At 74.3% G+C, this 24385-nt stretch carries 15 protein-coding genes; 6 read left to right on the top strand and 9 right to left on the bottom strand.

The genetic code is table 11. The annotated features are described in order from the left end of the window. Nucleotides 1-21: 21 nt before the first annotated feature. The 5 genes from ABT238_RS17865 to ABT238_RS17845 all read right to left on the bottom strand — a co-directional run bounded on the left by ABT238_RS17865 (nt 22) and on the right by ABT238_RS17845 (nt 11147). Complete coding sequence (locus ABT238_RS17865; protein WP_350763738.1) at nt 22-219, bottom strand: MbtH family NRPS accessory protein; 198 nt, start codon at nt 217-219, stop codon at nt 22-24. Then, on the bottom strand, nt 216-1457 hold the full coding sequence (locus tag ABT238_RS17860; RefSeq protein WP_350568844.1) for a cytochrome P450: 1242 nt from the start codon (nt 1455-1457) through the stop codon (nt 216-218). The genes ABT238_RS17865 and ABT238_RS17860 overlap by 4 nt, the downstream gene beginning before the upstream one ends. Next, nucleotides 1454-3235, bottom strand: coding sequence for a beta-ketoacyl synthase N-terminal-like domain-containing protein (locus ABT238_RS17855; protein WP_350763705.1), 1782 nt, complete (start codon nt 3233-3235; stop codon nt 1454-1456). Before ABT238_RS17855 ends, ABT238_RS17860 begins: the two co-directional genes overlap by 4 nt. Before the next feature lie 71 nt (nt 3236-3306). Then, nucleotides 3307-5136 carry a non-ribosomal peptide synthetase gene (locus ABT238_RS17850; protein WP_350763700.1) on the bottom strand — a complete coding sequence of 610 codons (1830 nt, stop codon included), beginning with the start codon at nt 5134-5136 and terminating at the stop codon, nt 3307-3309. After that, on the bottom strand, nt 5133-11147 hold the full coding sequence (locus tag ABT238_RS17845; RefSeq protein WP_350763694.1) for an acyltransferase domain-containing protein: 6015 nt from the start codon (nt 11145-11147) through the stop codon (nt 5133-5135). Before ABT238_RS17845 ends, ABT238_RS17850 begins: the two co-directional genes overlap by 4 nt. 391 nt (nt 11148-11538) lie before the next feature. On the opposite strand from ABT238_RS17845, the gene ABT238_RS17840 reads away from it, so the two are divergent. Further along, nucleotides 11539-12909 carry an MFS transporter gene (locus tag ABT238_RS17840; RefSeq protein ID WP_350763684.1) on the top strand — a complete coding sequence of 457 codons (1371 nt, stop codon included), beginning with the start codon at nt 11539-11541 and terminating at the stop codon, nt 12907-12909. Nucleotides 12910-12981: 72 nt separating this feature from the next. Here ABT238_RS17840 and ABT238_RS17835 read toward each other — a convergent pair whose 3' ends face one another. The 3 genes from ABT238_RS17835 to ABT238_RS17825 all read right to left on the bottom strand — a co-directional run bounded on the left by ABT238_RS17835 (nt 12982) and on the right by ABT238_RS17825 (nt 15945). Next, the gene (locus ABT238_RS17835; RefSeq protein WP_350568836.1) at nt 12982-13398 is read right to left on the bottom strand and encodes a hypothetical protein; all 417 of its coding nucleotides are present in this window, start codon (nt 13396-13398) and stop codon (nt 12982-12984) included. Nucleotides 13399-13645: 247 nt separating this feature from the next. Continuing rightward, nucleotides 13646-15043 carry an NAD(P)/FAD-dependent oxidoreductase gene (locus tag ABT238_RS17830; protein WP_350763675.1) on the bottom strand — a complete coding sequence of 466 codons (1398 nt, stop codon included), beginning with the start codon at nt 15041-15043 and terminating at the stop codon, nt 13646-13648. A gap of 227 nt (nt 15044-15270) precedes the next feature. Further along, nucleotides 15271-15945: a TetR/AcrR family transcriptional regulator gene (locus ABT238_RS17825; protein ID WP_350568833.1), complete on the bottom strand. Its 675-nt coding sequence runs from the start codon at nt 15943-15945 to the stop codon at nt 15271-15273. A 234-nt stretch (nt 15946-16179) separates the two neighbouring features. On the opposite strand from ABT238_RS17825, the gene ABT238_RS17820 reads away from it, so the two are divergent. Genes ABT238_RS17820 through ABT238_RS17805 form a run of 4 tightly spaced genes read left to right on the top strand, consistent with a single transcriptional unit; the run spans nt 16180 to nt 21858 of the window. After that, on the top strand, nt 16180-17439 hold the full coding sequence (locus tag ABT238_RS17820; RefSeq protein ID WP_350568831.1) for an MFS transporter: 1260 nt from the start codon (nt 16180-16182) through the stop codon (nt 17437-17439). 58 nt (nt 17440-17497) lie between these two features. Continuing rightward, the gene (locus tag ABT238_RS17815; RefSeq protein ID WP_350568829.1) at nt 17498-19279 is read left to right on the top strand and encodes a glycoside hydrolase family 3 protein; all 1782 of its coding nucleotides are present in this window, start codon (nt 17498-17500) and stop codon (nt 19277-19279) included. A 30-nt stretch (nt 19280-19309) separates the two neighbouring features. After that, nucleotides 19310-20383, top strand: coding sequence for a 5'/3'-nucleotidase SurE (gene surE / locus ABT238_RS17810; protein ID WP_350763643.1), 1074 nt, complete (start codon nt 19310-19312; stop codon nt 20381-20383). 20 nt (nt 20384-20403) lie between these two features. Further along, nucleotides 20404-21858 carry a carboxylesterase/lipase family protein gene (locus tag ABT238_RS17805; RefSeq protein WP_350763635.1) on the top strand — a complete coding sequence of 485 codons (1455 nt, stop codon included), beginning with the start codon at nt 20404-20406 and terminating at the stop codon, nt 21856-21858. A gap of 32 nt (nt 21859-21890) precedes the next feature. Here the strand turns inward: ABT238_RS17805 and galT are convergent, their stop codons facing one another. Then, nucleotides 21891-22997, bottom strand: a complete 1107-nt coding sequence (gene galT / locus ABT238_RS17800) for a galactose-1-phosphate uridylyltransferase (protein WP_350568825.1) — start codon at nt 22995-22997, stop codon at nt 21891-21893. A 202-nt stretch (nt 22998-23199) separates the two neighbouring features. Here galT and galK point away from each other — a divergent pair, with 202 nt between their 5' ends. Beyond that, the gene (gene galK, locus ABT238_RS17795; protein ID WP_350763622.1) at nt 23200-24345 is read left to right on the top strand and encodes a galactokinase; all 1146 of its coding nucleotides are present in this window, start codon (nt 23200-23202) and stop codon (nt 24343-24345) included. Nucleotides 24346-24385: the final 40 nt, after the last annotated feature.

The raw sequence follows: 24385 nt of genomic DNA, 5'->3' as shown, positions 1-24385 counted from the left end.
CGCTCGGGTGCCGGGTCGGCCTCAGGCCGCGGGCGTGCCCGGCAGCGTGGACGCGTGCCGCTCGACGTAGTCGAGGGCGCCGTCGCGGTCGGGGCCGCGGTGGACCGTGCGCCAGCCCTCCGGCAGGCCCAGGAACGGCCGCCACAGCGCGTGGTGCCCGTCGGCGTTCAGCACGACCAGCCAGTCGCCCTCGCCGTCCTCGAAGGGGTTGCCGCTCATCGGTCGACCTCTTTCAGTCCGGAGTGATCGGGGTGGAACCGCACCGGCAGGGTGGAGAACCCGGTCAGGAAGTTGGAGCGGATCGGCAGCGCCTCGCCGCTCTGCTCGAACCCGGTGGTGAAGTCCCGCAGCGCCTTGAGGAGTTCGGCGATCTCCACCTTGGCCAGGTACGAGCCGAGGCAGAAGTGCGGGCCGAAGCCGAAGGCCAGGTGCTTGTTGGGGGTGCGGCCGAGGTCGAACACCTCGGGCCGCGGGAAGACCCGCTCGTCCCGGTTGGCGGAGGCGTGCCAGAGCGTGACGATCTCGCCCGGGCGCAGCCGTACGCCGTGCAGCTCCGTCTCGCGCTCGACGCTGCGCCCGAAGTGCATGGTGGGCGAGGCCCAGCGCAGCACCTCCTCGACGGCGGTCTCCACCGCCACCTCGCCGTGCTTGAGCCGGTGCCACTCCCCGGGCTGCCGCGCGAGGGTGCGCACGCAGTCGATCATCGTCAGCCGGCTGGTCTCGTCGCCCCCGATGATGAGGCTGTAGCAGTTGAGCACCACGTCCTCGTCGGAGAGCGGGACGCCGTCGATGGAGCTGCCGATCAGCATGCTGATCACGTCCTCGCCCGGCGACTCGCGGCGCTCCTCGACGACGTCCATGAAGTACATCAGGATCTCGTTGCGGGCCATCTCGGAGTCGACCTCGTCGATGGACTCGTCGTCGGCCGACAGCGCGGTCCTGGTGAGGCTGAGCAGGTACTCCCGGTCCTGCTCGGGCACGCCGAGCAGGTTCGAGATGGTGGTCATCGGGATCCGGCCGGCGATCCGCTCCGCGAAGTCGCAGCCGCCGGACTCGACGGCCTCGCGGATCCACCGCCGGGTGTTGGCGCGGACGGTGAGCGCGACCTGGTCGAGCACGCGCGGCGAGAGCACCCGCTGGAGGATCTTGCGCAGCTCCAGGTGCCGGTGCCCGTCGGTGACGGCCAGCATCCGGCCCGCGCCGGCGTCGCCGCCCTCCAGCAGGGTGACCAGGACGTTGCCGCGCTGGGAGGTGAGGTTCACGTTGTCCCGGTAGGCGGCCAGGATGTCCTCGTGACGGGAGAGCACCCAGAAGCCGGGCCGGCCGTCGGCGGGCGGGTTGTGGTGCAGCGGGGCGGTGTCCCGCAGGGTGCGCCAGAACCCGCCGAGGTCGTGGTCCGCGAAGGTGGCCGGGTCGCCCAGGTCCACCGTGTCCAGTGCCGGGGTGCCCATGGTCACCAGTCCGTGCGCCAGAAGCGGCGGGGCCGGAACGGATAGGCGGGCAGCGGTACGCGGTGGCTGGCCTCCCCGCGGTGCAGGGCCTCGAAGTCCACCTGCTGACCGGTCACCCAGGCGGCGGCCAGCCCGGCCAGCGCCGGTGCGTCCGGGCCCGCGGGCACGATGCCCCGCTCGGTGCGGGTGAAGGCGCCGGGGTCGGTGGCCGGGGCGGCGGCGGTCGTGGTGACGGGGCCGCCGGCCTCGTCGGCCAGCGCCGCGATCAGCTCCGCGCGGGTGCGGACCACGGCCGCCCAGCGGCGGGGCATCACCTTGCGGCCGAGGTTGAGGCTGAAGCAGACGTCGTCCAGCCGCAGCGAGGGGTCGGCCTCCAGCCGCTCCTTCAGCCGCGCGCGCTGCCGTGCCAGCGCCTCGTCGTCCAGTGCGGACAGGGTGGCCAGCCTCGGCCGGCCGGTGTCCTCGGGCGCGCGCCCGGCGGCCGCCGGTGCCTCCTCCAGCAGCAGGTGCGCGTTGTAGCCGCCGCCGCCGATCGAGGTGATGCCGGCGCGGCGGATCCCGGCCTCCGGCTCCCAGTCCGCCCCTTCGAGCTGCGGGACGAAGGGGGTGGCGGGGAAGTCGAGGTCGGGGTTGACCTCGGTCAGGTTGATGGTCGCCGGGAGCGTGCGGTGGTACAGCGACAGCGCGGCCTTGACGGCGCCGAAGCCGCCCGACACCACGCCGCCGTGGCCGACGTTGCCCTTGACCCCGCCGATCGAGGTGGTCGCGGTCTGCTTGCCGAACGCCATGCTCGCCGCGTGCACCTCCAGTTCGTCGGTCATCGGCATGCCGAGGCCGTTGGCCTCGTACATGGAGACGGTGTCCGGGGTGACGCCGCCGACCTCCATCGCGTTGGCGATGCAGGCGCTCAGCCGCTCGGGCTGGGCCAGGCCGTACGCCATCGCGCTGACCCCGTTGTTGTTGACGGCCGAGCCCTTGACCACGGCGTAGACGTGGTCGCGGTCGGCGACGGCCCGGCCGAGCGGCTTCAGCAGGACGGTGACCACCCCGCTGGACAGCGCGGTGCCGGTGCCGTGCGCGTCGAACGGGCGGCAGTGGCCGTCCTTGGACAGGATGCGGTTCTCCTCCCACAGGTGGCCGCGGGGGTGCGGCAGCCGCACCATCGCGCCGCCGGCGATCGCCAGGTCGGTCTGGCCCAGCAGGAGCGACTGGCAGGCCAGGTGCACCGCGTAGTGGAAGCCCGCGCAGACCGCGGCGACGGTGACCGCCTCGCCGGTGAGGCCCATGTAGTAGAGGGCGTTGGAGGTCATGGTGTCCGGCGACCAGGCCAGGCTGGCCTCGATCGCCTCGGGACCGACCGACACCCGGTCCGGCGGGGAGCTGTAGAGCGCGGCGGTCTGCGGGTTGTTGGCGCCGTACATGCCGATCTCGGCCTTCAGCCGGTCCGGGTCGTAGCCGCCGTCCTCCAGCGTCTCCCAGGCGCTCTCCAGGAAGAGCCGGTTCTCCGGGGTCATCGCGGCGGCCATCCGGTCGCTGATGCCGAACACCGAGGGGTCGAACTGGTCGTAGGTGTCGAGCACGCCGCAGGCGCGCACGTAGAACGGGCTGTGGATCAGGGTCTCGTCGACGTGGATGTCGTCCTTGGCCAGGAAGGTGATGGACTCCCGGCCGTGCACGAGGTTGTCCCAGAACTGCTCCTTGGTGCGGGCGCCGGGGGCCCGCAGCGACATGCCGATCACGGCCACGTCGCCCGGGTCGTACTCCTGCTCGGGACTGTCGGTCATGGGAAGACTCCTGGGGGTGTGGAGGGAGGGTGGGCGGCTCGGCGGCTCGGCGGCTCGGCGGCTCGGGCGGCTCAGCGGCCGGTGGCGCCGCCGCCCCGGCCGCGCAGCGCGGCCCGGCGGGCGTTGGCGCGCACGCGGGCCGACTGGACCACCTCGGGGGCCGCGTCGCTCTCGTCGTCGAGCCAGCGGGCGAGGGAGGCGATGTCGCGGAAGCTGAACAGGTCGGGCACCCGGACCCGCCGCCCGAAGCGCCGGGTCATCAGCCGGGCGAGACGGACCAGCAGCAGCGAGTCGCCGCCGAGGTCGTAGAAGGCGGACTGCACGTCGATGGCGGTCGGTTCGAGGTCGAGCAGCTGGCCCCAGATCTCCGACAGGGCCACCTCGGTCGGCGTGGCGGCGAGCGTCACGGGCCCGCCGGTGCCGGCGGCCGGCGGCTCGGGGAGCGCGTTGCGGTCGAGCTTCCCGCCCGGCCCCAGCGGCAGCGCGGCCAGGAAGACCACGGTCGCCGGGACCATGTACTCCGGCAGCCCGACGGCGAGCCGGCCGGTGATGGCGCTCTGCAGCGCGGCGTCCAGCCGGGGGCCGTCCTGCGGCGCGTCCTCGCCCGCCGGCACGACGTAGCCGACGAGCCGGTTGCCGCGGACGACGGCGGCGGCCTCCCGCACCTCGGGGCAGCCGGTCAGCCGGGCCTCGACCTCCTCCAGTTCGATCCGGTAGCCGCGCAGCTTGACCTGGTGGTCGGTGCGGCCGAGGAAGCGCAGCTCGCCGTCCTCGGTGAACCGGACGAGGTCGCCGGTGCGGTACATCCGCTCGCCGCTGCGGAACGGGTCCGGCACGAAGCGCTCGGCCGTGGTGCGCGGCCGGTTGACGTAGCCGTGCGCCAGGCCGGCGCCGCCCAGGTAGAGCTCGCCGGGCTCGCCGGCGGGCAGCGGCCGCAGGTTCCCGTCGAGCACGTAGATCCGGTCGGTGGTGGTCGGCGGCCCGATCGTCGGATCGTCGGTGCCGTCCTCGGGCACCGGCCCGAAGGAGCAGAGGACGGTTCCCTCGGTGGGGCCGTAGGCGTTGAACACCCGGAGGGCGGCGGTCTCCCGGTAGGCCCGGTCGACCAGCTTGCGGCGCAGCGCCTCGCCGCCGAAGACGATCGAGCGCACGTTCGGGGGCAGGGCCCCGGCGTCGAGCAGGCTGTTCATGACCGACGGGACGACGTTCAGATGGGTGATCCGGTCGGCGTACCGGCTCTCCGCCAGGTGCACCGCGCTCTCGACCAGCACGACGGCGCCGCCGTGGCAGAGCGTGTTGAAGACCTCCATCACGGACATGTCGAAGCAGACCGAGCTCGCCGCCGAGACCCCGCTCAGGTCGCAGCCCTCCAGGACCCGGTCCATCTCGGCGAGCAGCGCCACGCAACTGCCGTGCCGCACGGCCACGCCCTTGGGGCGGCCGGTGGATCCCGAGGTGTAGATGATGTACGCGGTGTCCTCGGGCACGACCGCCACCGGCCGCGCGCCGGGCTCGGTGGTCACGGTGTCCCCCAGCACGACCACGGTCGGGCCGGGCGGGCAACTGGCCCGGGACGCGGGCGTGCTGAGCAGCAGGCGGGTCCCGCTGTCCTGGACCATGAAGCCCAGCCGGTCGGCCGGGTAGTTCGGGTCCAGCGGCAGGTAGCAGGCGCCGGTGCGCAGGGCCGCCAGGATGCCGACCAGCAGGTCGGGGGTGCGCTCGACGCAGATGCCGACCGGGACGCCGGGGCCCGCGCCGTCGGCGGCCAGCCGCTCGGCCAGCACCCGGGACCGCTCGTCCAGTTCGCCGTACGTCAGGACGCCGGCGTCGGAGTAGACCGCGATCGCGTCGGGGTTCTTGACCGCTTGCGCGACGAACTCGGAGTGCAGGGTTTCGGTCACTGGTCCGTCTCCTCGGGGAGGCCGGCCGGCGCGACGGCGCCGAGGGCCAGGTCGGGGTGGGCGATCGAGTCGAAGAGCACCGTGCGGTAGAGCGCGAGCAGCGCCGTCACGGTGTGCCGCTCCAGGTAGCTCGGTTTGAACTGGACGTGGCCGGCCACCTTGCCGTCGATGTCGGCCATCGAGATCTCCAGGTCGAACTTGGCGAGGTGCCGGCGCACCTGGAGCGGTTCGAGCGGCAGCGCGCCGTCGGGGGTGAGCGTCTCGCCGACGCCGTGGAAGAGCTTGACGGAACGCGGGAAGGCGTCCGAGGACAGCCAGTTCACCACCACGTCGAACCACGGGGAGCGGCCCTCGGCACGCGGCGGCTTCAGCTGGGAGGCCAGCAGGTCGAGCGGGTAGTTCATGTGCTCCAGAAGACCGAGCGAGAAGGCGTGGACCTCGCGCAGCAGGTCGCGGAAACTCCGGTCGGCGGCCGGGTTCGCCCGGACCAGCACGGTGTTGAGGTAGTAGCCGACCGCCGACTCCCAGCCGGGTTCGGAGCGCTGGGCGATGGCGGTGGCCAGCACCGCGTCCTCGGTGCCGACCGCGCGGTTGAGGGTGGCGAAGAACCCGGCCAGCACGACGGTGCTGACCGACACGCCCTCGCGCACCGCGAACTCCCGCAGCCGCCGGGTCTCCTCGGCGCTCCAGCGGAACGCGAGGTCGCGGCCCTCGTAGGTGACGCCCGGCGGCCGCTCCTTGCCGGACAGGTCGAGGCGGGCGGGCGGGTCGGCCAGCCGCCGCGACCACCAGTCCAGCGCCGCGCCGGCCGCCGGTCCGGCCAGCCACTGCCGCTCCCAGGCGACGAACTCGGTGTACGGGGCGGCCGGTGCGCGTCCGGCGGGGTCGGCTCCCTGGTAGAACTCCTGGAGCTCACGGATCATCACGTCCGCCGAGGCCGCGTCCGAGGCGATGTGGTGGACGAGCACCAGCAGGTAGTGGTCGGCCGGTCCGCGCCGCATCAGGACGATCCGCACGAGAGGGCCGTTGTCCAGGTCGAGCGGCCGGTGGCCGTGGCGGGCCAGCTCCTCGCGGGCCTGTTCGTCGTCCAGGCCGGAGCTGTCGACGACGAGGAACTCGTACTCCGGCTCGTCCAGGACGACCTGGTAGGGGTGGCCGCCCGCCTCCACGAAGAGGGTGCGCAGCGCGGGGTGCCGGTGCAGCACGGCCCGTACGGCGCGCTCCAGGGCCTTCTCGTCGACCGTGGTGCGGATCCGGGCGGTGACCATGAAGTTGTAGGGCACGGCGTCCGGCGCGACCATCTGCATGAACCAGAGCGAGGCCTGGCCGTGCGAGGCCGGGGCGAGCCGCAGGCCGAGGCCCCCGGCGCGCAGCTGCTCCAGGGCCGGGGCGTCGGTGGCCTCCAGCAGGCCGCGGGCGTCCAGTTCGTCCAGCAGTTCCTCGGCGTCGAGCTCGGACAGCTCGGAGAGTTCGGACAGCTCGTCGGGGGAGGTGCGCGCGGGCACGGACACGGGTGCGGGCACGGGCTCAGGGGCCGGGGCCGGTGCGGCCGGGCCGCCGGTGAGCTCGGCGAAGTGGCCGACGACCTCGGCGATGCTCCGGCCGTCCAGGAACACCACCGGCGAGACCCGGTGCCCGAACAGCGCCTGCATCCGGTTGACCAGACGGATCGCCAGCATCGAGTCCAGCCCGAAGTCCCGCAGCGCGGCGCCGGCGTCGAACCGGCTCACCGGCACGCCCAGCGCGTCGGCGAGTTCGGCGAGCACGACCTCCTCCAGCGGCCGGCTCCGCACCGCCGCCACGGGAGCGGCCTGGGGGACGGGCGCCACCGCCGCCTCGACGGCCGGAGCGGGCACGGGCGAGGGCGCGGGCGCGCGGTGCGGCTCGGTGTCGATCCAGTAGCGCTCCTTCTGCCACTGGACGAGCGGGGTCTCCACGAGCTCGACGTCGTCGGCGAACAGCGCGTCGAAGGCCAGCGGCAGTCCCCGGACGTACAGCGAGGCGACGGCACCCAGCAGGCAGCGGACGTCGCTCTCGCCCCGCCGCAGCGAGTTGACCGCGTGCACCCGGGCGCCGCGGCTCAGCGCGATCTCCTCGACCGCGCCGCGCAGCGTCTCGTGCGGGCCGATCTCGACGAAGGTGCCGATGCCCCGGTCGGCCAGCGCGGCGATCGCCTCGGCGAACCGGACCTGGTTGCGAAGGTTGTGCACCCAGTAGTCGACGTCGGTGACGGGGTCCACGGTGTCGGCCAGCGCCGTGGAGTGGAAGGGGATGGCCGGGGTGAGCGGGGTGATGCCCTCGATGCTCTCGCGCAGCGGCTGGAGCAGCGGGTCCATGCCGGGGCTGTGCACCGGCCGTTCGACCCGGATCCGGCGCACCGAGATCCCGTCCCGCAGGAGGTCGGCCTCCAGCGCGTCGACGGCCTCGGGCGAGCCGGAGACCGCCGCGCTGGTGGGGCTGTTGACCACGGCGATCGCCGCGTGCGCCGCGTACGGGGCGAGCCGCGGCCGCAACTGAGCCTCCGGCAGGTCCACCGCGATCATGGCGCCCGCGGCGGCCTTGCGTTCGAGCAGGTGCGAGCGGGCGACCACGACGCGCGCGGCGTCCTCCAGCGACAGCGCGCCGGCCACGCAGGCGGCCGCGACCTCGCCCAGGCTGTGCCCGACCACGGCGGCCGGCTCGATGCCGAGGCCGAGCCAGACCTTCGCCAGCGAGACCTGGAGGGCGAACAGCACGGGCTGCTGGAAGTCCATCTCCTCGTACCGGGCCTCCTCGGCCGGGGCGGCGAGGTGGTCGAGCACCGAGCAGCCGCCGGCCGCGCGCACGGCGGCGTCGCAGGCGTTCATCCAGGTGCGGAAACCGGCGTGGCTGCGCAGGAGTTCGCGGCCCATGCCGACCCACTGGGTGCCGCCGCCGGAGAACACCAGGGCCACCCGCCGGTCGGCGGCGCCGGAGGCGGTGCCCGTGAGGACGTCCGGGTGGGACTGGCCGGCGGCGACCCGGGCGAGGCCGTCCAGGACGTCCTGCCGGCCGCGGGCCAGCAGGGCGATCCGGTGGTTGTGGTGGCTGCGCCGGGCGGTGAGCGTGTAGGCGAGGTCGGCGACCCGCAGGCCGGGGTCGCGTTCCACGTGGTTGGACAGCTCGCGGCAGGTGTCGGTCAGCGCCTCCGGCGTGCGGGCCGAGACGGTGACCAGGTGCGCCTGGCCGCCGTCGGCGGGCTCGGCGTGGCCCGGCGCGGTGTGCCGGCCCCGGTCGCCCGCGAGGAACGGGTGGGCGGCGACGGGCAGCCCGGCCGTGTACAGCGCGCCGAGCGAGCCGAGCAGGACGGCGGCCTCGTCGGCGCCGCGCCGCAGCGAGGGCAGGGTGGTCGCCGGCAGGATCTCCGACACCGACTTGAGCAGTACGGGGTGCGGGCTGATCTCGACCACCGCGTCGACGGCGTGGTCGCGCAGCGCCGTCAGGGCGTCGACCATCCGGATCTCCCGGCGCAGGTTGTCGGCCCAGTAGTCGGGCCCGAGCTCCGCGCCGTCGACGGCCTCGCCGGTGACCGTCGAGATCATCGGGATGCGGGTGGTCCGGGGCCGGATGCCGTCGAGTTCGAGCTTCAGCGGCGCGAGGACGTGGTCGACCAGCGGGGAGTGCGGGGCGTGGCCCATCCGCACCCGGTGGGTGGTGACGCCCTCGTCGGTCAGCCGCCGGACGAGGGCGTCGATCTCCTCGGGGGTGCCGGTGACCAGGGTGGAGGTGAGGCCGTTGCGGCCGGAGACGGTGAGCCGGCCGGTCAGGTACGGCCGGACGTCGTCCGCCGGCGTCATGACCACGATGCCCTCGCCGCGTCCGACGGCGAGCTGCTGGAGGAGCCGGCCGTGGTGCGCGGCGAGCAGGGAGGCGTCGTCGAAGTCGAGCGCGCCGGCGACGTGCGAGGCGGCGAACTCGCCGACGCTCTGGCCGAGGACGACGTCCGGCTCGACGCCCAGCGAGCGCCAGGCCTCGGTCAGCGCGACCTGCATCGAGAACAGCAGCGGCTGGAAGACGTCCATGTCGTCGAGGCGGCCGTCGGGGGAGAGCAGGTGCTCGACGAGCGAGAAGCCCAGCAGTTCGCGCATCCGCCGGTCGGACTTCATCATCGAGCGGCGGAACACCGGCAGGCCGGCCAGCAGTTGCCGGCCCATGCCCACCCACTGCGAGCCGTTGCCGGAGAACAGGAACGCCACCCTCGGCCGGCGTCCGGTGTTCTCCCCGGAGCTCAGTCCGGGGGCCGGCGCCCCGGCGGCGAAGGCATCGAGTCGGGTCCGCAGTTCGGCCATGTCCTGGGCGGCGGCCGCGAGCCGGAAGGCGCCGTCGCCGGGCGTGCGGCGGCAGAGCGCCCGCAGGTCGGTCTCGTCCCGCACGGCCAGCGCCCGTTCGGCCAGCGCCTGCGGGGAGTCCGCGGCCAGCAGCAGCAGCGCGCTCTCGGGGCGCGGCAGTTCCTCGACGGCGACGTGGCAGATCGCGCCGCCGAACCCGAACGAGCTGACGCCGCCCCGGCGGGCGTCGGAGCGCCGCGGCCAGGGCGCCAGCCGGTCCTGGACGGTGAGGTTGTAGGCGTCGAACATGATCTGCGGGTTCGGCGCGCTGTAGTGCAGGCTCGGCGGCAGCACGCCGTTGCGCATCGACAGCGCGAGCTTGACCAGGCCGACGATGCCGGCGGCCGCCTCCAGGTGTCCGACGTTGGACTTGACCGAGCCGAGCCGCAGCGGTTCGGTGCGCTCGCCGCCGCCGAGGACCGCGCCGATCGCGTTGGCCTCGATCGGGTCGCCGAGCGGCGTCGCGGAGCCGTGGCACTCGATGTAGTCCACCAGGTGCGGGGCGATGCCGGCGCGCTGGTAGGCGCTGCGGAGCATCTTCTCCTGCGCCTGGGGGTTCGGCGCCGTCATGCCGTTGCTCAGGCCGTCGTTGTTGGAGGAACTGCCCTTGATCAGGCAGTACACCGGCAGGTCGCGCTCCAGCGCCACGCTCAGCGGGGCGAGCGCCACCACGCCGGCGCCCTCGCCGCGCACGTAGCCGTTGGCGCGGGCGTCGAAGGACTTGCAGCGGCCGTCCGGGGCGAGCGCGCCCATCGCGTCCATGGCGGTGTAGTAGTCGGAGACGAAGCTCAGGTTGACGCCGCCGGCCAGCACCAGGTCGCTCTCGCCGAGCCAGATCGACTGGCAGCCGACGTGCACCGAGACCAGCGAGCCGGCGCAGGCGGCGTCGATGGCCATGCTCGGGCCCTGCAGGCCGAGGACGTAGGAGACGCGGTTGGCGATGATGCCGTCGTGCATGCCGGTCGCGGTGTGCGGGGTGATCTGGGCGTCCGGGCCCCGGTAGTGCGCCAGCGCGGCGTAGTCGCCCCAACAGGAGGCCATGAACACGCCGGTGTCGCTCCCGACGAGGCTGTGCGGCGCGATGCCCGCGTCCTCCAGCGCCTCCCAGCACAGCTCCAGGACCAGCCGCTGCTGCGGGTCCATCTGGACGGCCTCGCGGGGCGAGATGCCGAAGAACAGCGGGTCGAAGCGGTCGATGCCGTCGATGAACCCGCCCCAGCGCACCCGGTCGTTGAGCAGTTCGCGGCGGGCGGCCGGCACCGGTCCGACGGCGTCGCCGCCCTCGACCAGCAGCCGCCAGAAGGCGGACGGGTCCGGCCCGCCGGGGAAGCGGCAGCCGATGCCCACGATCGCGACGGGCTCCTGCGAGGGCGTGCGGCGGGTGGCGGCCGGGGCGGGCTCGGCGGCGCCCGGACCGTCGGTCAGCGCCCGGGCCAGGCCGTCGACGGTCGGATACTGCCACATCCAAGTGGCAGGTACCTGCCAACCAAGAAATTCGGACAGGGAGGCCGCCAGCGACACCGACCTCAGCGAGTCCAGTCCGTACCGGTGCATCGGCGCCCGGCGGTCCACCGAGGAGGGGGAGAGGTCCAGCAGCTCGGCGAAGCGGGAAAGCAGGAAGTCCGCCACGGCGGACAGGTCTCGCACTGCGCGTTCTTGGGGCATGGCGACTCCCTCAGCAGGGCGGATGGCAAAAGGGTGGGCGGAGTTCGACGGCGTTCAACGTGCGCATGACATGGGCAGGGATCGCGGTCAGGAGGGAAACGGGAGCTTCGGGGATTGCGGGGTCGCGCACATGGTGCGACAGCCGGGCAAGCTGGAGGAGCCGCACACGACGTGAAGACAGCCCGGCCGCACGCAGCCGGAGTCGGAGCTCAAGGCAGTTCGGGAGGGTGGCCCGGTCCAGCGGCGTCGCGCGTCCTGCCGTCGCTGCTCGGCGGACGGCAGGCGCACGCCCCCTGAAGGGCGGGCTCCGGCATCATAGGCAGGAGGGCGGGCTGGACACCAGATGATCGGCACATGCAAGCTGACCTTCATGGCAGTTGACAAATCTGATGTGACGTCAGTCGGCGTCGAAGGCGCCTTACCCGAGCGGTCCCCGGTGCGCAGGCCGGGGCTGGCACTCGGTGTCCTGGCCGGGGCGCTCGCCCTGGACGTGAGCGGTCTCGGCGTGCTCAACGCGGCCCTGCCGTCGGTCGGAGCGCGCTTCGACCTGGGCGACAGCACGCTCCAGTGGGTGATGACCGCCTACGCCGTCACCTTCGCCGGCTTCCTGCTGGTGGGCGGGCGGCTGGCCGACGTCCTCGGGCGGCGGAAGGTGTTCGAGGCCGGTGTCGCCCTGTTCACCCTCTCGGCACTGGTCGGGGCACTGGCCCCGAGCACCGCGGTGCTGCTGGGCGCCCGCGCCGTCCAGGGCATCGGCGCAGCCCTGTCGGGGCCGGCCGCGCTGGCCCTGCTCACCCAGACCTTTCCGGCCGGTCCGGCGCGCAACCGGGCCTTCAGCGTGTACGCGGCGGTCGGTGCCGCGAGCTTCAGCGGCGGGGTGCTGCTGGGCGGCGTCCTGACCCAGTTCTTCGGCTGGCGCTCGGTGCTGTGGTTCTCGGTGCTGCTCGGCCTCGCGGTGCTGGCCGCGACGCGCGCCGGCCTTCCCGGCGGAGCCGGGCACAGCGGCAGCCTCGACCTGCCCGGCGCGGTCACCGGAACCCTCGGCCTCACCCTGCTGATCGTCGGGGTGAGCGGTGACGGCGCGGCGGTGTGGGTGCTGCTCGCCGCCGCCGCGCTCTGCCTTGCGCTGTTCGTGATGCGGGAACAGCGCACCGCCGACCCGGTCCTGCCGCTCGGCCTCTTCCGGCTGGCCTCGGTCCGGGCGGCGAGCCTGGCGGCGTTCCTCCAGTACATGGGGTCGGTCGGGATGCTGTTCTTCGCGCCGCTGTACCTCCAGGGGATGCTGGACTACTCGCCCTTCGAGTCCGGCCTGGCGCTGGTGCCCATGTCCGCGGCCGTGTTCCTCACCGCCAACTTCGCCACCGGGCGGCTGCTGGCCAGGTACACCCCGCGCACCCTGATGGCGGTCGGCCTGGTGCTGATCGGGGTGGGCACCGGCCTGTGGCTGGCCACCCCGCACGACGGCGACTACCTGCTGCACGTGTTGCCCGGCCTGGTGCTCAGCGGCATCGGCCAGGGCCTGAACTTCCCCTCGATGACCTCCGCCGGGCTCACCGGCGTGCCGCCGCAGCAGCACGCCGTCGCCGGGGCGGTGAACGTGGTGACCCAGCAGATCGGTGCCAGCGCGGGCGTGGCGGTGATGGTCCTGGTCGCCGCGACCCGGGACGACCAGCTGGCCGGCTACCACCTGGCCTACGTCACCGCCGCCGTCGCGTGCGTGCTGGGCGCGGTGGTCGTCGCCGCCCGGCGGCAGACCTCCTGAGGGGGCCGGACTGGGGGTGTCCCGGTGCGCGGTCCGCCGCGCACCGGCACACCCCGGCGGAGTGACCGGACGTCAGCTGACGCTGAGCCAGGCCGAGTTCCTGGCGCGGTTGATCTCGCGGTCGACGATGTACAGCGCGAGGTCCACCCGGTCGCCCGTGGTCCACGCGGCGCCGGCGGTGGTGGCGGTCACCGGGACGGTGACGGTCCGTTCGCCGCCGGTGCAGGGGACCCCCAGCACCTTGCCCTGGCCCCCCACGGCGGACTGGGTGGCGCCCACGGTGATGTTGGCCGGGGAGAACTCCGGGTTGCACCGGTAGGTGACGGAGACGTTCAGCGTCCGGCCGGCGTCCGCGACGGCCGCGCTGTCGGCGCGGATCGTGATGCTTCCGGCGGCGTGCGCCGGAGCGGTCACGAGGGCCACGCCCGCAGCGGCGACGGCGGGGACGGCCAGGAACCGGGTGAACTTCGTACGGAGAGCCGTGCGCATGGGAAACATCCTCCGGTGAGGGAAACGGACGGGCTGAGGTGATCGCGGGGAATTCCCGCGCCTCCATGGTGCTGTCCGGGGCCGGGCGGAATGCACCCCCGGAGGGTCGGACGTCCGGAATTCCATGCCGATTTGGCCTGCTCCGATCGCCCCTGACCTGCGTGTACGCCGCGTATACGCGGCGTCGACGGGGTGCCGGTACCGTGGGCCGGAAACGGTTCCGGAATTCCTTCCGGCGGATTTCCCGTCAGCTGTCGAAACCGAGTCCGAAACGGTCCAGGGTGCGCAGCCACAGATTGCGCCGGCCGGAATCGGCGTCGGCGCGGCCGAGGGCCCACTGGGTGAGGCCGATGCCGATCGAGCGGGCCGGCTCGGGCGGGAACGGCAGCGGCTTGCGGCGGACCATCTCCAGGGCGGTGCGCTCGGTACGGGCGCCGGCAAGGAGGTCGAGCATCACCTCGGCGCCGAACCGGGTGGCGCCCACGCCCAGCCCGGTGAAGCCGGCCGCGTGGGCGACCCGGCCGTCGTGCGAGAGGTCGAAGAAGGCGCTGAACCGGGTGCAGGTGTCGATCGCCCCGCCCCAGGCGTGGCTGAACCGCAGGCCCTCCAGTTGCGGGAAGGTCGTGAAGAAGTGCCGGGCGAGGGTGGCGAAGGTCTCCGGCCGCTGGTCGCGCTCGGCCCGCACGCCGTCGCGGAAGCGGTGGACCACGTCGTAGCCGCCGAACAGGATGCGGTTGTCGGCGGAGAGCCGGACGTAGTGGAAGTGGTTGGCGCTGTCGGAGAAGCCCTGGCGGTGCTTCCAGCCGACGGAGGCGAGCTGCGCCTCGCTCAGCGGCTCGGTCATCAGCGCGTAGTCGTAGACCGGCACGGTGTACGGGCGGTGGCGGCGCAGCAGCGAGGGGAAGACGTTGGTGGCGAGCGCGACCCGGCGGGCGCCGACGCGGCCGTACGGGGTGCGGACGGTGATGCCGCGCGGCGAGGCGGTCAGGCCGGTGGCGCGGGTGTGCTCGAAGATCCGCACGCCCTCCTCCAGGCAGGCCCGCTTGAGGCCCCAGGCGAGGCGGGCGGGGTTGAGCATGGCGACGCCCTCGCGGTCCCAGAGCGCGCCGAGGAAGGTGGGGGAGTCGATCTCGGCGCGGACGGCCTCGCGGTCCAGGAAGTCGGGCCGCTCGCCGTAGCGGGCGGCGAGGCCGGCGAACTCGTGCAGGCCGTCGAGCTGGTAGGGCTCGGTGGCGACGACGAGGGAGCCGGTGCGCTCCCAGGCGCAGTCGATGCCGCGGCGCCGGACGGTCTCCTCCATCGCCCGGAGGTTGGCGGCGCCGAGCCGCTCCAGGGTGGCGAGCTCGCCGGGCCAGCGCTGGTACCCGTTGGCGAGGCCGTGGGTGAGGCTGGCCTCGCAGAAGCCGCCGTTGCGGCCGGAGGCGGCCCAGCCGGTCTCCTGCGCCTCGACCAGGACGACGTCCAGCGAGGGGTCGCGCTCCTTGGCGATCAGCGCGGTCCACAGTCCGCTGTAGCCGCCGCCCACCACGAGCAGGTCGCAGCGCACGTCGCCGACCAGGGCGGAGGCGGCCGGCGGCCGGGCGGGGTCGTCCAGCCAGAACGGCACGGGCTGGGCGTCCCGGAGTGCGCGGACGGGGTCGGCCATGGCGGTGGCTCCTTCGGGTGCGGGGAGGGTCGGGGCCTCCGCCATCAGACCGCCGGGCCGCGCTCAACGTCAATGGTGTTGTCATAAGGCTCGCTGGGCGCCGCCCCGGACCCCGCGGGCGGGACGCCCTGGTGGACCAGGTGCTGGAGGAGGGGCTGCGCTCCCTCGCCGTCCCGGTCCACGACGGCCGCCGCCGGCCTGGGCGCGGTGGCGCGCGCGGCGGGCGGCTACGCGCCCGCGAGCGGCGGCAGGCCCTCGCCGGTGGTGCTCAGGACGCGGTACGACCGGTCCAGGTAGGCGTGCAGTTCGGCGGTCATGTCGACCGCCTGCGGGGCGAGCACCCACTGCAGCTGGAGGCCGTCCATGACCGCCAGCAACTGGCGCGCCTCGCGCTCGCAGTCCGTGCCGGGGCGCAGCTCGCCGCCGTCCACGCCGCGACGCAGCGACTGGGCGGCGTCGGTGACCAGGGTGCGGTAGCGGCGGGTGAAGAAGGCGTGCGCCGGGTGCTCCGGGTCGCCGGACTCGCCGACCAGGGCGTTGAACATCCGGGTGCGGCCCGGGCGCCGGCTGTTGTAGGAGGCGAGGTCCAGCAGCCGCTGGAACCACTCGGCGACGCTCTCGCATTCCTCGGCGAAGAAGCGCTCGGTGTCGTGCTCGTCGCTGGCCTCCAGCACCGAGACCAGCAGGGCCTCCTTGGTGCGGAAGTGGTGCAGCAGGCCGCCCTGGGTGATGCCGGCGTCCTTGGCGATCCTGGCGAGCGAGGTGGCGTGGAAGCCCCACTGCGCGAAGTGCTCGACGGCCGCGTCCAGGATGCGGGCGCGCCGCTCGTCGCCCACCGCGTAGGTGCCGCGGGCCGCGCCCCTGCCTGTGCCGCGGGCCGCGGGCCCGTCCTTGACGTCCATGAAGGCCACCTTAACCACCGGCGCGCGGCGGCCGGGGGAGGGTGACCTGGGTCACAGAATGAAAACCTAGTGCCCACTCGGGTTTCGTGGTTCTCTGGTGCGCACCCCGAGACGGCGCCCCCCGCCGCCCGGCCGGCCCTTTCCCGCCCCGGCCGGAGCCGAGCCGCGCCGCCCTCCGGGCTCCCTCACTCCCCCTCTCCCGCCCACGGGACCAGCGGTCCAGGAGATCCGGCCATGACCACCCCCGACAGCGCAGTCGGCGCCCCGAGAGCCCAGGCGGCCCCGCCCCAGGCCCCCGGCGGCGGCCGCATCGGACGCCTGCTGCCGATGCTCACCCTCGGCAACGCCGTGCTCTACCTCGTCTACCTGGGCATCGGACAGGTGCTGCTGCCCGCCCAGATCGAACTCGTCGACCCGGACGGCAAGGTCGCGGCCCTCGGCTGGGTCTCCGGCGTCGCGGCCGTCTTCGCGACCCTCTTCAACCCGCTCGCTGGACTGCTCTCCGACCGCTCCCGGCGCCGCAACCCGTGGATCCTCGGCGGCGGCCTCGCGTCCTTCGCGGCCCTCGCGCTGCTCGGCCAGGTCCGCACCATCCTGCTCGTCACCATCGTCTGGTGCCTGGTCCAGGCCGCGATGAACGTCTATCAGGCCGCGCTCACCGCCGTGGTGCCCGACCGGGTGCCCGCCGAGCGGCGCGGACTGGCCTCGGCCATGGTCGGCATCGGCACTCCGATCGGCTCGGTCGTCGGCGTCACCCTCGCCACCCGATTCGTCCCGGACGGGCTCGGCACCGGCTACCTGGTGCTCGGCGCGGCCGTCGCCGTCGTGGCCGTGCTGTTCGTCGCCCTGGTGCGGGAGGAGCGCCTGCCGGCCGTCGAACCCGTTCCGCTGCGACGGCAGTTGGCCGCCTTCGCCGACACGCTGCGGGTCGCCGACTTCCGCTGGGCCTTCATCGGCCGGTTCCTGATGATGCTCGGCTTCTTCGCGGTCTCGCTGTTCCAGTACTACATCCTCCAGGACCACATCACCCTGCCCGACGGTATGGACGCGGCCGGCGCCCAGGCCGTGCTCGCCCCGGTCGACGCCGTCTGCACCCTGGCCGCCACCCTCCTCGGCGGCTGGCTCTCCGACCGGTTCGCCCGGCGCAAGCCGCTGATCGCCGTCTCCTGCGTCCTGGCCGCGGTGACCATGACGGTCCCGGTGCTGATGCCGGACTGGACCGGGATGCTGCTCTTCACCGCCCTCGCCGGCATCGCCTTCGGCTGCTACATGGCGGTGGACACCGCGCTGGTCACCCTGGTGCTGCCGAGCGCCGACGACGCGGCCCGCGACCTCGGCGTGCTGAACATCGCCAACGCCGGCCCGCAGATCATCGCCCCCTTCGTGGCCTCCCTGGTCGTCGGCGCGGCCGGCTACGACGCCCTCTACCTGGTGGGCGCGCTGATCATCCTCGTCGGGGCGCTCGCCGTGGTCCCGATCAAGGGCGTCCGCTGACCCCGGCCGCCATCCGCACCGCCCCCGCACCACACCCGCACCACCCAGGAGTCACCCCGTGCACACCGTCGCCCCCGCCGTCCACCCCTACCAGGACCCGGCCCGCCCGGTCGACGAGCGGGTCGCCGACCTGCTCGCCCGGATGACCCTGGAGGAGAAGGCCGGCCTGCTCTTCCACACCATGATCCCGATGCACCCCGACGGCCGCCCGGTCGAGGCGGCGGACGGGGAGGGGACCGACTTCCCCGCCGACACCACGGGCCTGGTCCGCGACGCGGGGCTGAACCACTTCAACCTGGTCGGCACCGCCGGCCCCCGGCAGCTGGCGGAGTGGCACAACGCCGTGCAGCGGATCGCCGCCGGGACCCGGCTCGGCATCCCGGTCACCGTCTCCACCGACCCCCGGCACTCCTTCACCCTCAACATCGGCGCCTCCATCCGGGCCGGCGCCTTCTCCGCCTGGCCCGAGGCGATCGGCCTCGCGGCCGTCCGCGACCCCGAACTCGTCCACCGCTTCGCCGACATCGCCCGCCGGGAGTACCTGGCCGTCGGCCTGCGGGTCGCCCTGCACCCGCAGATCGACCTCGCCACCGAACCCCGCTGGTCCCGCCAGCAGGGCACCTTCGGCGCCGACGCCGAGCTCACCGCCGAACTCGTCCGGGCCTACATCCGCGGCTTCCAGGGCGAGCGGCTCGGCCCGGACAGCGTGGCCACCATGGTCAAGCACTTCCCCGGCGGCGGACCGCAGAAGGACGGCGAGGACCCGCACTTCCCGCACGGCAAGGAGCAGGTCTACCCCGGCGGGATGCGCGAGCTGCACCTCGCGCCGTTCCGCGCCGCGATCGAGGCCGGCGCCGCGCAGATGATGCCGTACTACGGCCAGCCGATCGGCACCGACTGGGAGGAGGTCGGCTTCGGCTTCAACCGGGGCGTGGTCACCGGGCTGCTCCGCGAGGAACTGGGCTTCGGCGGCGTCGTCTGCACCGACTGGGGGCTGCTCACCGACGACGAGATCTTCGGCGAGCCGCACCGGGCCCGGGCCTGGGGCGTCGAGCACCTCACCGTCGCCGAGCGCGCGGCCAAGGCACTGGACGCCGGCGTCGACCAGTTCGGCGGCGAGGAGTGCCCCGAGGTGGTGGTCGAACTCGTCCGCTCCGGACGGATCTCCGAGCAGCGGATCGACGACTCGGTCCGGCGCCTGCTGCGCGAGAAGTTCGTCCTCGGGCTCTTCGACGACCGGCGCTACGTCGATCCGGACGCCGCCGAGGAGATCGTCGGCAACGCCGCGTTCCGCGCCGCCGGGGCCGCCGCCCAGCGCCGCTCGCTCACCGTCCTGGTCAACCGTGACCGCACCCTGCCGGTCACTCGCACGGCCCCCCGGCTCTACACCGAGGGCCTGGACCGCGCCCTGGTCTCCCGCTACGGGCGGCCGGTCGCCACCCCGGCCGAGGCCGACCTCGCGGTGCTGCGGCTGTTCACCCCGTACGAGTACCGCCCCAACCGCTTCGAGTCGATGTTCCACTCCGGCCGCCTGGACTTCCCGGAGGCCGAACTCGCCGCACTCCTCAGGATCCTGGACGAGGTGCCGACCGTCGTCCTGATCAACCTGGAGCGGCCCGCGGTCATCCCCGAGATCGCCGAGCGGGCCGCCGCGCTGGTCGCCGACTTCGGCGCGAGCGACGACGCACTGCTCGACGTCCTCTTCGGCCGGGCCCGCGCCGAGGGCCGGCTGCCCTTCGAACTGCCCCGCTCCATGGCGGCCGTCGAGGCCTCCCGCCCCGACGTCCCGCACGACACCGCCGACCCGGTCTTCCCGTTCGGCGCCGGCCTCACCCTCTGACCGCCCGCCCCCCCCGGAAGGAACACCGGCATGCGAGCACCAGCCCGAAGACTCCTCGCCCTCGCCGCCGCCGCTGCCGTGCTGGCCGCCCCGGCCGGCGCCTCGGCCGCCGAGCCGCGGACCCCCGAGCAGCGGACCGCCGTCCGCCCGCTGGCCGGCCTGCGGGTGCTGCTCACCAACGACGACTCCATGCGGGCCGCCAAGGCGTCGAACTCCGACGGCCTCGGCCTGTACGAGCTGCGCCGCGCGCTCTGCGCCGCCGGGGCGGACGTGGTGGTGATGGCACCCTGGCAGGTGCGCTCCGGTGCGGGCACCGCCGTCAGCAACGACGGCGTCCTCACCCTGGCCCGCCGCACCGAGCTGCCCGCGGACCACCGCGGCGACTGCGCCGGCACGCCGTCCGGCTCCCCGGTCTACGGGGTCTGCCTGACCGCCGGGCCCTGCGGCCCGGACAGCCCGAGCGCCACGCCCGCCGACACCGTGAAGCTCGCCCTGCGGGCCGCCCTCGCCGCCAAGGCCGGCTGGAGCGACGGCCCCGACCTGGTGGTGACCGGCATCAACTCCGGCCCCAACGTGAGCGCCCAGGTCAACGACTCCGGCACGGTCGGTGCCGCCCTGGCCGCCGTGGAGGAGGGCGTCCCGGCGCTCGCCTTCTCCTCGGCCGGCGACGACAGCGGCGCGTACTTCCCGCTCGCCGGCTACCGGGCCGCCGCCGACTTCGGCGCCCGCCTGATCGCCGGGCTCCGCGACCGGGACCTGCTCACCGCCCGCTTCGCGCTCAAGGTCGACTACCCCGACGTCACCGCCGGACGTCCCGCCGGGGCCGCCCGCTGGACCGGCGTCGGCCACGGACGCGAGGTCTGGCACGCCTACGAGCCCACCGGAGCCGACGGCTTCGCCATCACCCTCGGCGTCTGCGAGCACCGGCCCGCCGACGCCTGCACCGAGACGGTCCGGGACGCCGACGCCACCGCCCTCCTGCGGGACGGGCACATCTCGGTCACCCCCGTGACCGCCGACCGCACCTACGGTGTCAGGACGACCGACCCCCGGGAGCTCAACCGGCTCCGCCACTACATCGAGCACGACGCGCCGCGCCCGTGACACCCACTGGAGAGCACCGCATGACCAGCACAGCACCGCAGGACCACCCGGTCGTCCCCACCACCCGGGGCCCGGTGCGCGGGGAGCGCCGCACCGACGGCGGTGTCCGCTTCCTCGGCATCCCCTACGCCCAGCCCCCGGTCGGCGAGCTGCGGTTCGCCGCGCCGGTGGCACCGAGGCCGTGGACCGAGGTGCTCGACGCGACCGCCTACGGACCGACCGCGCAGCGCCGCCCGTTCGGTGAGGTCACCACCATCCCGGAGCCGACCGTCCCGGGCGAGTCCGTCCTCAACCTCAACGTCTTCACCCCCGTCCCCACCCCGGACGCCGGCCTGCCGGTCCTGGTCTGGATCCACGGCGGCGGCTACGTCGCGGGCAGCTCGGCCAGCCCCTGGTACGACGGCGCCGCCTTCAACCGGGACGGCGTGGTGCTCGTCTCGATCGGCTACCGGCTCGGCATCGAGGGCTTCCTGCACCTGCCGGACGCCCCGGACAACCGGGGCGTGCGGGACTGGATCGCCGCGCTGGAGTGGGTCCGCGACAACATCGCCTCCTTCGGCGGCGACCCGGCCAAGGTCACCGTCGCCGGGCAGTCCGCGGGCGGCGGCGCCGTCCAGACCCTGCTCGCCACCCCGTCGGCCCGGGGACTGTTCCGCGCCGCGATCTCCGTCTCCGGCGCGGTGATGCGCCCGCAGGACCGCGCGACCGCCGAGGCCGTCGGCCGGACCCTCACCGCCCGCACCGGCGTGCCCGCCACGGCGGAGGCCCTGCGCGGGCTGAGCGACGGGCGCCTGCTCGAACTCCAGGACGCGCTCGGCGAGGCCGACCCGGACGGGGACGCCCTGTCGGCCCTCGTCCTCGCCCCCTTCGCGGACGGCGACCTGGTGCCGCGGCCGGTGCCGGAGGCGCTGCCGGACGCGCAGGTGCCGCTGCTGCTCGGCTTCACCGCCCACGAGTTCGCCGCACCCGCGGAGGACGGCGCCGACGGGACCGAGGACGAGGACGAGCTGCGCGGCCTGCTCGGCGCGCTGGGCTTGGACGAGCACGGCGCGGCGCGCTTCCTCGCCGAGCACCCGGGCGCCGCCGGCGGCGACGCGATCACCGACTGGCTGTTCCGCGCCCCCGCCGTGGCCCTCGCCGAGGCCCGGGCGGAGCGTCAACGGCCGACCTGGCTCTACCAGTTCGACTGGTCCGGAACCGCCCCCGGCCGCGCCGGCCAGGCCTACCACTGCATCGACCTGCCCTTCGCCTTCGACCTGCTGCATGCCGAGGGCGTCGAGGCGGCCCTCGGCGCGGCGCCGCCGCAGACGCTGGCCGACGCCGTGCACGGGGCCTGGGTCGCCTTCGTCCGCGACCTCGACCCGGGCGCCGCCTGGCCCCCGTACGGGGACGGCCGCGCCACGATGCGCTGGCACGCCGACCCCCGGGTGGAGCACGACCCGCTGCGCGCCGTCCGGGAGATCTGGCTCGCCTGACGGTGTCTCGGCCGCCGTCCCCGGGCCGCGGGTCAGTGCGGGGCGGCGGCGCGGAGCCGCTCGGCGGCGGTCTCCGGGCTCACGTCGGTGACGAAGGCGTCGAGCCCGGACTCCACGCCCGCCAGGTGCTTGAGCTTGCCGGGGGCGCGCCGGACGGTGAACAGCTCCAGGTGCAGCGCGAGTTCCCCGCCGCCGTCCTCGGGGGCCTGGTGCCAGGCGGCGATGTACGGGGTGCGGTTCGGCGCCTGGCCCTCGGGGGCGGGGAAGAGCCGGTCGAAGCGGCGCAGCAGGTCGAGGTAGAGGCCGGGGAACTCGGCGCGCTCGGCCTCGTTCAGCGCGGTGAGGTCGCGGACCCGGCGGTTGGGGTAGAGGTGCACCTCGTACGGCCAGCGGGCGGCGAACGGGACGAAGGCCGTCCAGTGCTCGCCCTGGAGCACCAGCCGCTCGGGGGTGGCCCGTTCGGCGGCGAGCAGGTCCTCGAAGAGGTTCCGCCCGGTGCTCGCCCGGTGCGCCGCGGCCCGGGAGATCATCCGGGCGGTGCGTGAGGGGACGAACGGGAAGGCGTAGATCTGCCCGTGCGGGTGGGCCAGCGTGACGCCGATCTCGGCGCCGCGGTTCTCGAAGCAGTACACCTGCCGGACGTCGGGCAGGGCGGACAGCGCGGCCGTGCGGTCGGTCCAGGCGTCCAGGACCAGGCGGGCTCCGGCCTCGTCCAGGTCGGCGAAGGAGGCGTGGTGGTCGGGGGCGAAGCAGACCACCTCGCAGCGGCCGGTACCGGGCCGCACGGTGCGCAGGGGGTCGTCGTCGTGGGTCGCGACGTGCGCGGCCGAGTCGGGGGAGAGCGAGGGGAAGCGGTTCTCGAACACCACCACCTCGTAGTCGGCGGCCGGGACCTCGCTGGGCCGCCCCTCCCGGGAGGGGCAGAGCGGGCACGCGTCGGCGGGCGGCTGGTAGGTCCGCTGCTGGCGGTGGGCGGCGACCGTCACCCATTCGCCGAGCACCGGGTCCAGCCGGACCTCGGAGAGGCTCGCGGGGCGTTCCAGGGGGCGCTCGTCCCGGGCGTCGCGCACCTGGCCGGGCGTCCGGTCGTAGTAGAAGAGTTCACGGCCGTCGGCCAGCGTGGTCGCGGTCTTGTGCACCGCCGTGCTCCTTGCAAGAAGGGGATTGTCGACAGATTCAAACATAAGCGATCGTTTATCAACAAGTGCCGGTTCTGTCGGGTGTGCGCCGAGGGCAGTCGCACCCGACCCTTCGGCCTGGTGCGGCCGCCGGTATTGACCGCGGCCTCCAATCATGTTTGATTATGTCGGATTAGCGCGCGATGCACAGGAGCTGAAGCAGATGATCGACCAGGCCGCCACCGACTTCGAGGCCGTGCACGGGGCCCGGCCGAGTGGCGTGTGGGCCGCGCCCGGCCGGGTGAACCTGATCGGTGAGCACACCGACTACAACGACGGCTTCGTACTGCCGATCGCCCTCCCGCACGCTACCCGGGTCACCGCCCGCCGCCGAGAGGACCGCCGGATCCGCCTCTACAGCGCCCAGGGCGACGGCACCATCACCGACCTCGCGCTCGACGGGCTGGCGCCCGGCGTGGTGGCGAGCTGGGCCGCCTACCCGGCCGGTGTGTTCTGGGCCCTCGCCGAGGCCGGGCACGCGATCGGCGGTGCCGACCTCCTCGTCGACAGCGACGTGCCGACCGGGGCCGGCCTCTCCTCCTCCGCCGCCCTGGAGTGCGCGACCGCCGCCGCCCTGAACGACCTGTACGAACTCGGCCTCTCGGCGCCGGAGATCGCCCTGCTCGCGCAGCGGGCCGAGAACGCCTTCGTCGGCGTGCCCTGCGGGGTGATGGACCAGATGGCCTCCGCCTGCTGCACCGACGGCGCCGCGCTGTTCCTGGACACCCGGACCCTGGAGCAGCGGCACGTCCCGCTCGACCTGGAGGCGGCCGGGTTCCGGCTGCTGGTGATCGACACCCGGGTCAAGCACGACCTCGGCGACGGCGCCTACGCCTCCCTGCGGGCCGGCTGCGAGCGCGCCGCCGAACTCCTCGGCCTGGCCGCGCTGCGCGACCTGCCGGCCGGGGGCCTCGCCGCGGCGCTGGAGCGCCTCCCCGCCGAACTCGCCCCGCTGGTGCGGCACGTGGTCACCGAGAACCAGCGGGTGGCCGAGACGATCAAGCACCTGGACGGCGGCCGGATCGCCGAGCTGGGCCCGGTCCTGACGGCCGGACACGCCTCGCTGCGCGACGACTACCGGGTCTCCTGCCCCGAGACGGACCTCGCGGTCGAGGCCGCCGTCGCCGCCGGCGCGCTGGGCGCCCGGATGACCGGCGGCGGCTTCGGCGGTTCCGTCATCGCCCTGGTCGCGGCCGGGGACGTCGCACCGGTCTCCGACGCGGTGCGCGCGGCCTTCCGCTCAGCGGGCTACGCGGAGCCGGTGCTCTTCACCGCCGTCCCCTCGCCCGGGGCCCGCCGCCTGGCCTGACCGGCCCGCGCGCACGACGCGAAGGGCGGTGGCCCGGGAG

Origin of the sequence: Kitasatospora sp. NPDC001527, assembly GCF_040298605.1 — a bacterium.
Taxonomy (GTDB): Bacteria; Actinomycetota; Actinomycetes; order Streptomycetales; family Streptomycetaceae; genus Kitasatospora.
The sequence above is the reverse complement of the archived record's forward strand: the minus strand, read 5'-3'. Positions and strand labels throughout refer to the sequence as shown.

Bases quoted from the DNA above. Each gene is read 5' to 3' on its own strand.
- ABT238_RS17865 (WP_350763738.1), bottom strand. From the start codon at position 219: ATGAGCGGCAACCCCTTCGAGGACGGCGAGGGCGACTGGCTGGTCGTG.
- ABT238_RS17855 (WP_350763705.1), bottom strand. From the start codon at position 3,235: ATGACCGACAGTCCCGAGCAGGAGTACGACCCGGGCGACGTGGCCGTG.
- ABT238_RS17845 (WP_350763694.1), bottom strand. From the start codon at position 11,147: ATGCCCCAAGAACGCGCAGTGCGAGACCTGTCCGCCGTGGCGGACTTC.
- ABT238_RS17835 (WP_350568836.1), bottom strand. From the start codon at position 13,398: ATGCGCACGGCTCTCCGTACGAAGTTCACCCGGTTCCTGGCCGTCCCC.
- ABT238_RS17830 (WP_350763675.1), bottom strand. From the start codon at position 15,043: ATGGCCGACCCCGTCCGCGCACTCCGGGACGCCCAGCCCGTGCCGTTC.
- ABT238_RS17825 (WP_350568833.1), bottom strand. From the start codon at position 15,945: ATGGACGTCAAGGACGGGCCCGCGGCCCGCGGCACAGGCAGGGGCGCG.
- ABT238_RS17820 (WP_350568831.1), top strand. From the start codon at position 16,180: ATGACCACCCCCGACAGCGCAGTCGGCGCCCCGAGAGCCCAGGCGGCC.
- surE (WP_350763643.1), top strand. From the start codon at position 19,310: ATGCGAGCACCAGCCCGAAGACTCCTCGCCCTCGCCGCCGCCGCTGCC.
- ABT238_RS17805 (WP_350763635.1), top strand. From the start codon at position 20,404: ATGACCAGCACAGCACCGCAGGACCACCCGGTCGTCCCCACCACCCGG.
- galK (WP_350763622.1), top strand. From the start codon at position 23,200: ATGATCGACCAGGCCGCCACCGACTTCGAGGCCGTGCACGGGGCCCGG.